Below are 8,784 nucleotides of genomic sequence, written 5' to 3' on the forward strand. Positions count from 1 at the left end.
CGGCCTGTCGCGGCCTGTCGCGGCCTGTCGCGGCCTGTCGCGGCCTGTCGCGGCCTGTCGCGGCCTGTCAGAGCGGCCTGCCGAAGCTCTGGGTTGCTGGCTAGGCGAGGATCGGTGGTGCAGCCGAGGAGGGCTGCCTGGAACCAATCGCCGCCGTCGATCGTCGCAGCGGTGACCGTGCAGCGCTCAAACCGGGCGGACGTGCAGTCGGCATCGGTCAGGTTGGCGCCGGTGAGGTCAGCATCGATGAGGGCCGCTCGATGCAGGGTTGCGCTGGCAAGATGTGCACCGCGCAGCGTGGTGCTGGTGAGAGTTGCACCGGTGAGGTCGGCGTTGGTGAGGTCGGCGTCGGTGAGGTCCAAGCCGGACAGGTCGGCGCCGGTTAGATCGGCGCCGGCCAGGTGGGCGCCGCGGGTCAGGGTCAGGCGATGGGCGTGTGCGTGGGCCTTGCCGTGGCGGCGAGTGAGGTCCGCGTGGTGGCGGCGGGCGAGCGCCAGGGCGTTGCGGCGGGCCGCAGCCGTGGCGTCGTCGTCAGCAAGGATGCTGCGGGCCCAGCGGAGGGTGGCGGGCCAGCCGGCGAGGCCGGCGACGAAGTCGGCCATGAGGGTGGAGACGGGGCGCTGGGTGAGGGGCTCGACGGTGACGCCGGCGGTGCGCAGGTGGGGGGTGCAGGCGGTGGCGACGAGGTATTCCATCACCGAGGCGTGGACGAAGGTGAAGGCGTCGTCGCCGGTGCGGACGAGCAGGGTGCCGGAGCCGACCTGGTGGGCGGCGTGGTCGGAGTCGAGGCCGTGGGCGTCGAGGGTGGTCAGGACGGTGCCGGCGGTGGCGGCGAGCTCGCGGGTGCTGACGGTGCGCTCGGTGGACTGCCAGAGCTTCACGGCCAGCGCGGTGACGGCGGCGAGGCGGTCCTCGGTGGTCAGGGCGGGGGCGGCGCCGGACGGGCGGGCACGCGCTGACTCGTAGTCGAGCCACGCGGCGATGAGTTCGCGGTAGAGGTCGGCGGAGCTGATCGTGCCGGTGGCGGCTTGGACCTCGCGCAGCCGTGACTCGTCCAGGCGGGCGATGAAGCCGAGCATCCGCGGATTGCGGCTGAGTCCGAGCAGGTCGTGGATGTCGCGGATGAGGGCGAGGCGGTCGGCGGCGCGGGCGGTGTCGCCCTCGTAGAAGCGAGTGAGGAACGCCTCGATCTGCTCGTCGGTGAAGTCGTCCAGCTCGATCAGGCCGCGGCGGTTGGCGGTGTCGAGGCGGGCCGCGAGGGCGGTGCGGACCTGGTGGTCGGAGCGGAAATGCTGGCTGCGGCTGGTGAGGACCATCTTCGCGCGGCCTTGCAGGGCGTCGAGGAGCGTCGTCAGGTGCTCGGCGGCGCGTTCGTAGGTGACGCGCAGGGCCAGTTCGTCGAAGCCGTCGAAGAGGAGCACGATCCGGCCGTTGCGCAGCATGTAACGCAGCGCGTCGCGGTCGAAGCGGGGAACGCCGGCGCCGGCCAGGTGGGCGGCGAGCAGTTCGTCGAGGCCATGCGTCTTCTCCAGGTGACGCAGTTCGACGAGCATCGGGACGACGTGCGGCAGATGCTCGGGCAGGGCGCGGGCGAGCTCGTGGAGAAGGAAGGTCTTTCCTCGGCCGAAATCGCCCAGGACCAGGACGAGGCCGCCCTCGTCGGCGGCCATCCAGTCCAGGAGTTGTGCCCGGGCGTCCTCGCCGTCGAGCGTCGCGCCGGCGACGAGGGTGCGATCGAGGTGTTGGAAGCGCTGCGTCAGGTAGAGCGACGGCGGGTAGATCGGGTCGCGTCGCAGCCGCTCGGTCTGGTCGGCGACGTAGGACCGCAGGTCGATGAGCCCCTGGTACTGGACGAAGCTGACCAGCCGCACGCTCTGGCGCAGCGCCGCGTCCACCAGCGCCGGCGCCGCCGGGTCGCCGCCGTAGACCAGCGTGGACACGAGCATCGGGTCGAACGCCGCGTAGCCGCGGTGTACCTGGGCGGCGAACGCCTGGACGTCGTCGGCGTCGGGAGTGCCGTCGAGCACGCCGACGGGATGCTGCGTGACGATTGTCCCGTCACGGCAGGTGACTCGAAGGTAGCCCGGAACACCGCCACCGGCGGGGGAGATCTCGAGGACGGATACCTGGTGCGGAGCCTCGACGGAGTGCAGCAGCCGCGCGACCTCGGCGACCCGGTCCACGAACCGTTCTCGGTGAGTCTCCTGCCCTCGCCGTTCGGCCCGGTCCTGGTCGTTACGGCCATGCCGATCGGACGGGTTGTCGGGCTGCGCGGCCGGGTCGGGGAGCGTGGCGTCAATTCCCGCCCAGTGTCTGGCCGTGCGCCGGAGAGGCTCGGTGCCCAGGTCAGCCCACTGCGCAGATTCCGCGGACCAGTGACGCAGGCGGCGGGTGAGCCCGTCCCGTTCGACCCGGGCGAGTTGGTAACGCGGCGCGGACTCGGCCTCCGGCTTCGCGGGGTCGTGGCGGCCGGACGGCACTCCGACCCGGAGGGCCCGCCCGACCTTGACCCCGCGATGTGTGTCGTCCTGACCGCTCAGGACAAGATTGAGCATGCCCAGAAGGTCGCTGCGGTGCCTCAGGCTGGCGGCGAGCGAGGCGGCGGACTCCATCTCCTGAACCGCGCCGAGCCTGAGCCATCCGCGCTGTGCGTAGGCGGCCAGACGGGAGGCGAACCACTGCTCCTGGGCCGCACCGATCGTCCGGCGGTCATTCGGCGCATGATGCGTGACGTCCATGGTCGAGTTCATGGCGGCCACGACCAGGTTGAGCTCGTCGATGGGGAACAGCGACCATTCCTGGCCGACCGCGAACACCCCGCCCGCGGCGCCGGCCGCGCCCGCGCCCGCGTAGAAATTCTCGATCATGACGGCGAAATGGCGCCACTTCGGCCAGTAGGGCGGTTCTGGGTCGATTTCGTCGGCCTCGCAGGTGTCGAAGTAGGAGCGGCAGGCAGCCAGGTTCACGTCTCGCGAGCCAGGCACCATCACCAGGCGGGATCGGGACAGGCCGAAGGCGCCCAGGAGGTCGTCGAACGTCTGCACGGCTGTCTCGTATTCGCGGCGCAGACCGTGTTCGGCGACGTCGCCGGTCACCACCACCAGGTCCGGTGACCAGGCCGGATCCAAAGCCGCCACATCCTCGGCGACCCGGTTGGGCAGTTCGGCCAGTGGTAGCGGTGCGCCGTCCAGGCCGGCGCGGAGCTCGGGCAGGTGCAGCACGGTCACCGCGTCGCGAACCGAACCGCCACCCGGTCGCCGGCGGTCGTTGCCTTCCGCGCCGACGGGGCCGGGGCCTGGGAAGGGCGCTGGCGAGGGCGCGTCGCCCGGCCAGACAATCCGCTCGCTGTGGTCCGGATGCCGCGGGCCGCGTAGGCCGGTGATGAGCCGGGTCGCGGCTTCCCGCTCGTCGCAGCCGACGAGGTCGATGAACGACAGGCGGCTGACCAGCGGCGTCAGCTCGCAGGGGGAGACACGGACGGGGACGAGGAATCCTTCACGCTCGTGGGCGCGGATGAGGGCTGCCTCGCGTTCGGCTCGGCCGTAGCTGGCCGGGTCGAAGTAGTGCGGGGAGAGGATCGCGATCATCCGGTTGGCGGTGGCCAGAGCCTCGTCCATTCGGCCGACGAAGCTGCTGCCTGCCGCCCAGTCCCATTCGTCGTACTCGACGCGGAACCCCTCTGCCTCCAGCTTCGCGGCGACCCAGCGTGCCCACGGCCGGTCCGGGCCCGCGACGCTGATGAACAGATGCTCGGCCGCGCCCCCGGCATGTTCCCCCATGAACACAGCGTGGCAGACCCGCCACATTCATGGCAATCTGCTCCGAGGGCTGACGTCGCCCCCTGGGGGCAATCGCCTGCGAACTGACTTGAGCATGTGGCGCCACGCCGGTTCGAGACGATTGCCGTGACCGCGAAAAACCGCGTTACCGCGGTAACGCGGCGGAAGCTGGGCAGGCGGTGAGAGCGGAAGCCGACGGTCAGAGGGCCGGGGGGCCGTGGCCGAGGATCTCCTCACGCTCGTCCGGGGAGGTCTGCGGCTGGGTGTCGTCCGCGAGGAAGCGCAGGAGGCGCGCGCGGCGGTCGGCGGCGGCGCGGGCGGCGGTCAGGCGGGCGCGGCGCTCCCGCAGCGCGACGGTGATCGCCTTCGTCGTCGTCTCGCCGGTGAGGGCGGCCACGTCGGCGGCGAGCTGTTCGGTCGCGGGGTCGTCGATGGTCAGGGCCATGGCGGAAGTCTGCCGGATCCGGAGCGTGCCCATCACGCTCCTTCCAGGTCTGTCCGGTACCGGCCACCGGGACGGATGGTTGTGCGTGTACTGATGTTTCCGGGCGCGTTGATTCACGGTCATCTTGGGCTGTGAGCGTTTCGCTTCGGTGCCGTTGGGACCCGGTGCCGGAGGAGGAGACGCATGTCCGTGAATCGTCGACAGGTGATGGCCGGGGCGGGGACCGCCGGGCTGGGATTCGTGCTGGCGGGGGCGGTGGACGCCGTCTTCGCGGGGACGGCGAACGCGGCGTCGCCGAAGGCGTTCCGCGGCTATGGGGAGCTCGTCGCGGACCCGAACGGGGTCATCGACCTGCCAAAGGGCTTCCGCTACACGGTGTTCTCCCGCGCGGGCAAGGACACGCTGAACGGCGGCGGGGCGGTGCCGGCGTCGCACGACGGCATGCGCGCGTTCCCCGCCGGGCCGGGGCGCAGCCTGCTGGTGCGCAACCACGAGCTGTCGCCGGGGACGAAGGACCCGATCGTGCCGCAGCGGCCGGGCCTCGTCTACGACCCGGCCGCGCCGGGCGGGACGACGACGCTCGCCGTCGAGGGTGACAAGCTGCTCAGCCACGTGCCGAGCCTCGCGGGCACCTACCGCAACTGCGCCGGCGGCGGCACGCCGTGGGGGACGTGGCTGTCATGCGAGGAGACCGAGGCGACGCCGGCGACCGAGGCGGTGCTGACGAAGAAGCACGGCTACGTCTTCGAGGTCGACCCGTTCGGTCGGCTGCACGACGCGGCACCGGTGCCGCTGACCGCGCTCGGCCGTTTCGCGCACGAGGCCGTCGCCGTCGACCCGCACACCGGCATCCTGTACCTGACCGAGGACGCGGCCAAGCCGTACGGCCTCGTCTACCGCTTCCTGCCGCGCAACCCGCGCGGCGGCCCGGGCACCCTGCGGGCCGGCGGGAAGCTGCAGGCGCTGCAGGTGCCGAGCACCCGTGACCTGTCGATCGTGCGCGACCTGGGCACGAAGCTCAACGTCACCTGGGTCGACGTGCCGGACCCGGACGCCACGACCGTCTCGGTGCGTGCGCAGCTCGACAACGCCAAGGTCACGCGGGTGCCGAAGGCCGAGGGGATCTTCTGGTCCGACGGGGTCGTCTACATCGTCTCCAGCTACGCGAAGACGTCGGAGGGCGCGGCGGCGAACCACGTCGGGCAGGTGTGGCGGTTCGAGCCGCGGCGCTCGACGCTCGAGCTCGTCCTGCGTCTGGAGCCGGGCGGCCGGTTCGACTCGCCGGACAACATCGGCATCTCGCCGTTCGGTGGGATCGTGCTGTGCGAGGACGGCGATGGCGAGAACTACCTCGTCGCCCCGTCGGAGGACGGCACGCCCTACCCGCTGGCCCGCAACGCCGCCAGTGACAGCGAGTGGGCCGGCGCGACCTTCTCCGCCGACGGGCGCTGGCTGTACGCCAACGTCCAGGGCGAGGGGATCACCGTGGCCATCACCGGTCCGTGGTGGCGCGGCTGACGATCACCGGCTGGTGATCACTGGTAGGTGATGAGGTCCGGCGGGGGCGTGAGAGCCAGCGTCTCCGCCGGGCTGAACATGTTCGTGTCCTCGTCGAGGAAGAGCTTGAAGCCGGTGAAGAACGGTGGGCGGGCGGCGAGCAGGGCGTACTTCGCGAGCTTGTCGTGCCGGACGCCGAAGCCGTCGATGTGGAACACGGTCGCCAGTTCCGGATGGGCGGCGATCGCCGGTCGATCGGGCAGCATCGACTGCGTGAACTGGTGAATCACGAACAGCTTCTGCGGAAGATGACGTGCGCGGACGATCCCGGTGAGCCAGGCGGAGACCTCGTTCAGGCCCGCCGCGTCGCTGCTGCCGATCTGCTTGCCGGGAATCTGCGTCGGGCCCATCTTCCATTCCGGGTCGAGGGCGAGGCCGACGTCCGGTTCGCGCAGGAAGCGCTCATAGCGGCGGGCCTGGTCGAGGAAACGGCCGCGGCCGGGCTGAAGGTCCAGGATGAGCAGCATGCGGTGCGCCCGGGCGGTGTCGAGATACGCCTGGACGGCCGAGTCGGGCAGCGTCGAGCTGTACAGCCCGTCCGGGCCCGGCGACGCCGACGCGACGGTCGTGATGAGCTCCATCGCCGGCTGCACCGGCCGGCCACCCGCGGCGAACGGTGCCGCGGCCGCGAGGACGCGCCGCGCGGCCTGGTCGGGTGTGCCCTCCCCGAGGACACCGAGCGCGCCGCCGCCCGCCGAGCCGTAGTGCGCCACGATCCGGTAGGCGGGCAGCAGGGTCCGCCCGCCGAGCGGGAGCTGCGGGCCGTCGGCGCCGCCGCCCGCGGGGCGAGCCGGCTCCTCCACGCGCCCCGGACGGCCTGAGGCGTAGGGGTTTGCGGGGGCGGCGTCGGCGTCCTCGTGGTGCGACGCACCGCAGCCTGACCCCAGCAGGGCCGCGACGAGCACGGCCGCGACGGCGAGCGGCAGCGGCAGCCTGGCCGGGCGGTGTGGTGATCGTGGCTCCGGTCGGGGGGCCGATCGGAGTCGGCGCGCGTCGTCGCGTGGCCGCCTGTGGTCCGTCGCCTGGGGGTCGACCATGGCGGCGCTCCTACCCGCGATCCCGCCGTTGGTCACCGCCGATATGGGGCGCAGTGCGGCCGGCCGATCGAAGAGGGCAGGTCGCGGACCTGACGGTCCGCCTATCCGTCCGCGTGATCGCATTAATCAGTCTTATCGGTGATCTAATCGCACCTGGTCTATTTCGATTTAACAGATCTTGATGACGTCGAGGTTTTCTTGGTGGCCCTCACCGAGTGGGTGCGGTTCGGGCACTGTTTTCTTTTTGGCCCGGCCTGGTCGGACCTGCCGTTGTTGGCTAAACTCTGTCCGAGCAGTCGTAGATCGGGTAGTTTCACATCTGCGAGGGACTGTGATGCGGGGACGTTTGTCGCGCGGTTCGCGTGAGCTGGTGTCAGTGCACGGCGAGGGCGGCGTCGCGGGACCCGTCCACCTCAAGAATGCTGGAGGCGATATGAACAGTGTTGATATTGCGCTGAAGGAGTCACTCGAGATCGGCGGCGCCCTCGGGGCCGCCCTCGTGGACTTCACCAGCGGCATGACCCTCGGCACGGCCGGCAACTCGCACGCGCTGGACCTCGAGGCCGCCGCCGCCGGGAACACCGAGGTCATCCGGGCGAAGCTGCGCACCATGGAGAGCCTGGGCCTGCAGGACACGATCGAGGACATCCTCATCACCCTCGGCCGCCAGTATCACCTGATCCGGCTGCTCCAGAGCCACTCCGGGCGCGGGCTGTTCCTCTACCTCGTGCTCGACAAGAACCGGGCCAACCTCGCCCTGGCCCGCCACCGTCTGCGCGCCATCGAGAGCCAGCTGGACGTCTGAGCCGCCCCGCGCGGCGCCTCCCGTTCGTCGAGGAAAGGACAGACTGTTCCTGGCGGACAGCTGGTTCCTGGCGGACTGGCTGGTTTCTGACGGACTGGCTGGTTTCTGACGGACTGGAGGTGCCATGGCGGCAGCGGTGGGCGGGGGGCCGACGCTTCGGATCCGCGGAGCGGTGCTGGTCGGGCCGCAGGAGGTCCGGGACGAGCTCTGGGTGGTCGACGGCCGGGTCACCTTCACGGCGCCGACCGCGGACGCCGCGCGGGACGTGCGGACGGTGACAGGCTGGGCGCTGCCCGGCCTGGTCGACGCGCACTGCCACGTCGGCCTCGACGCTCATGGCGCGGTCGACCGTCCGACCGCCGAGGAGCAGATCACCGCCGACCGGGCCGCCGGCGCGCTGCTGCTGCGGGACGCGGGCTCCCCGGCCGACACCCGGTGGGTCGACGAGCGGGACGACCTGCCCCGCCTCGTCCGTGCCGGTCGGCACATCGCCCGCACCCGCCGCTACATCCGCAACTACGCCGCCGAGGTCGAGCCCGAGGATCTCGTCGCCGAGGTCGTCACCCAGGCCGCGCGGGGTGACGGATGGGTCAAGCTCGTCGGTGACTGGATCGACCGCGACCTCGGCGACCTGGCCCCCTGCTGGCCCACGGACGCCACCAGGGCGGCGATCGACGCGGCGCACGCCGCCGGCGCGCGGGTGACCGCGCACTGCTTCGCCGAGGACTCCCTCGCCGATCTCGTCCTCGCCGGCATCGACTGCGTCGAGCACGCCTGCGGCCTGACCGCCGACACGATCCCGCTGTTCGCCGAGCGTGGCGTCGCGATCGTCCCAACCCTGATCAACATCGCCACGTTCGAGAACATCGCCCGCGGTGCCGAGGCGAAGTTCCCCGCCTACGCCCGGCACATGCGGGACCTGCACGCCCGCCGGCACGACACGATCGGCGCCGCGCACGACGCCGGCATCCCGATCTACGTCGGCACCGACGCCGGCGGCAGCCTGCCCCACGGCCTGGTCGCCGCCGAGGTCGCCGAACTTCGCCGCGCCGGCCTGTCCGCCGAGGAGGCGCTCGCCGCCGCCACCTGGTCGGCCCGGGCCTGGCTCGGCCATCCCGCCCTCACCGAAGGCGCCCCCGCCGACCTCGTCATCTACCCCGC

At 71.6% G+C, this 8,784-nt stretch carries 6 protein-coding genes; 3 read left to right on the forward strand and 3 right to left on the reverse strand.

What is annotated here, in order from left to right; translation table 11 throughout:
- Positions 1-3,779 (reverse strand): TIR domain-containing protein (locus C1A33_RS14700; RefSeq protein ID WP_165818394.1); only part of this gene is annotated, 3,779 nt, incomplete at its 3' end.
- 199 nt (positions 3,780-3,978) lie between these two features.
- Positions 3,979-4,257, reverse strand: a complete 279-nt coding sequence (locus tag C1A33_RS14705) for a type II toxin-antitoxin system VapB family antitoxin (RefSeq protein WP_207770316.1) — start codon at positions 4,255-4,257, stop codon at positions 3,979-3,981.
- Between the two features lie 150 nt (positions 4,258-4,407).
- Between C1A33_RS14705 and C1A33_RS14710 the strand changes: the two genes are divergently transcribed.
- Positions 4,408-5,742 (forward strand): alkaline phosphatase PhoX, encoded by a 1,335-nt coding sequence (locus tag C1A33_RS14710; protein WP_101832071.1) that lies wholly within the window; start codon positions 4,408-4,410, stop codon positions 5,740-5,742.
- 17 nt (positions 5,743-5,759) lie between these two features.
- On the opposite strand, the gene C1A33_RS14715 is transcribed toward C1A33_RS14710, so the two are convergent.
- Positions 5,760-6,818 (reverse strand): hypothetical protein, encoded by a 1,059-nt coding sequence (locus C1A33_RS14715; protein ID WP_101832072.1) that lies wholly within the window; start codon positions 6,816-6,818, stop codon positions 5,760-5,762.
- 433 nt (positions 6,819-7,251) lie between these two features.
- On the opposite strand from C1A33_RS14715, the gene C1A33_RS14720 reads away from it, so the two are divergent.
- The gene (locus tag C1A33_RS14720; RefSeq protein WP_101832073.1) at positions 7,252-7,623 is read left to right on the forward strand and encodes a hypothetical protein; all 372 of its coding nucleotides are present in this window, start codon (positions 7,252-7,254) and stop codon (positions 7,621-7,623) included.
- A 124-nt stretch (positions 7,624-7,747) separates the two neighbouring features.
- A partial coding sequence (locus C1A33_RS14725) for an amidohydrolase family protein (protein ID WP_101832074.1) occupies positions 7,748-8,784 on the forward strand: 1,037 nt, incomplete at its 3' end.

The sequence above is a fragment of the Frankia canadensis genome (assembly GCF_900197875.1).
In the GTDB taxonomy this organism is placed as follows: domain Bacteria; phylum Actinomycetota; class Actinomycetes; order Frankiales; family Frankiaceae; genus Frankia; species Frankia canadensis.